3 protein-coding genes are annotated in these 1,507 nt (G+C 48.7%); all 3 read left to right on the forward strand.

The window, feature by feature from the left end; translation table 11 throughout:
- The coding region (locus VN105_RS12785; protein WP_325641435.1) for a TIM barrel protein at window positions 1-228 on the forward strand (228 nt) is incomplete at its 5' end.
- Between the two features lie 106 nt (window positions 229-334).
- Window positions 335-685 carry a phage holin family protein gene (locus tag VN105_RS12790; protein ID WP_325641437.1) on the forward strand — a complete coding sequence of 117 codons (351 nt, stop codon included), beginning with the start codon at window positions 335-337 and terminating at the stop codon, window positions 683-685.
- Window positions 686-719: 34 nt separating this feature from the next.
- The coding region (locus VN105_RS12795; protein ID WP_325641439.1) for a thiamine pyrophosphate-dependent dehydrogenase E1 component subunit alpha at window positions 720-1,507 on the forward strand (788 nt) is incomplete at its 3' end.

The raw sequence follows: 1,507 nt of genomic DNA on the forward strand, positions 1-1,507 counted from the left end.
CCCGTAATGGACTGGTGCTGGGACGAAATTGCCTATATCCAGATCGGCGACAACCCAGGCCGAAAGGAACCTGGCACCGGTGAAATCAATTATAAAAACATCTTTAAACATCTCCATAACAAAGGATACAAAGGTGTACTGGGCATGGAACACGGGATAGCCGGTAAAGGGAAAGAAGGCGAAGCCGCTCTGATAAAGGCTTACAGGGAGGCAGACAGTTTCCTGTAAATAATTTATAAATGGCTGTTGGCAGCGGGCCAGATGCTGGTTGCCAACAGCTTAACTTTGCCATTCACTGTTTTTTTTGTTAACTTAACCAGTAAAACAATGTACAATGGGTTTCCTGATTCGTATACTGGTTAGTGCCTTAGCTGCTATGGCAACCGCTTACCTGCTGAAGCCGGCAGTAAAAGTGGATAGCTTTGTTACCGCGCTGATACTTGCATTGGTATTAGCACTCCTGAACGCCCTGGTTAAACCTGTACTCCTTTTTCTCACGTTCCCGGTAACCGTTGTTACCCTCGGGCTTTTTCTCTTTGTTATCAATGCCCTGATCATCCTGCTGGCGGCCAAACTGGTGCCTGGTTTTAAAGTAGACGGCTTTTGGTGGGCGCTGCTTTTCAGTATTGTTATGACCATCATCAATAGTGTGATGATCAGTCTTGCCGGCGGTAACAACGATTAGCCCTTACCTTTACTGCCTGTTAAAAAGCCAATCCATGTATTTTGACCGGTCAGACCTAAGCGATGCGCAATTACAATCTTTCTATAAAGCACTGGTATATCCACGGCTTATAGAAGAGAAAATGCTGCTGTTACTCCGGCAGGGCAAAATAAGCAAATGGTTTTCAGGTATAGGCCAGGAGGCTATTGCGGTAGGCGCCACGCTGGCGCTGGATGCAGACGAATGGATCCTGCCGCTTCACCGTAACCTCGGTGTATTCACCACCCGCGGGATGCCGCTCGATAAACTGCTGCAACAATGGCAGGGCAGCGAAAGTGGCTACAGTAAAGGTCGTGAACGCTCGTTTCATTTTGGCAGCAGGCCGCATCATATTTGCGGTATGATCTCCCACCTGGGGCCACAGCTCTCTATTGCCGATGGCATTGCCCTGGCGCATCAGCTGAAAAAAGAAGAAAAGATATCCCTTGCCTTTACCGGTGAAGGCGGAACCAGTGAGGGAGAATTTCATGAAGCCCTTAATGTGGCCGCAGTATGGGGCTTGCCGGTAATTTTCCTGGTAGAAAATAACGGTTACGGGTTAAGTACTCCCGTCAGCGAACAATATCACTGCGCTAACCTGGTAGATAAAGCCATTGGCTATGGCATGGAAGGCGTACAGATAGACGGTAATAATCTCCTGGAAGTATATCAAACCATACGTACCGCCCGGGCCTATGCCATCAAAGAACAAAAACCCGTACTGATAGAAGCCATGACCTTCCGTATGCGCGGGCATGAGGAGGCCAGCGGCGTAAAATACGTGCCCCCTGCCCTCTTTGTGGA

This window comes from Chitinophaga sp., assembly GCF_035564935.1.
Classification (GTDB): domain Bacteria; phylum Bacteroidota; class Bacteroidia; order Chitinophagales; family Chitinophagaceae; genus Chitinophaga.

Bases quoted from the DNA above. Each gene is read 5' to 3' on its own strand.
- VN105_RS12790 (WP_325641437.1), top strand. From the start codon at position 335: ATGGGTTTCCTGATTCGTATACTGGTTAGTGCCTTAGCTGCTATGGCA.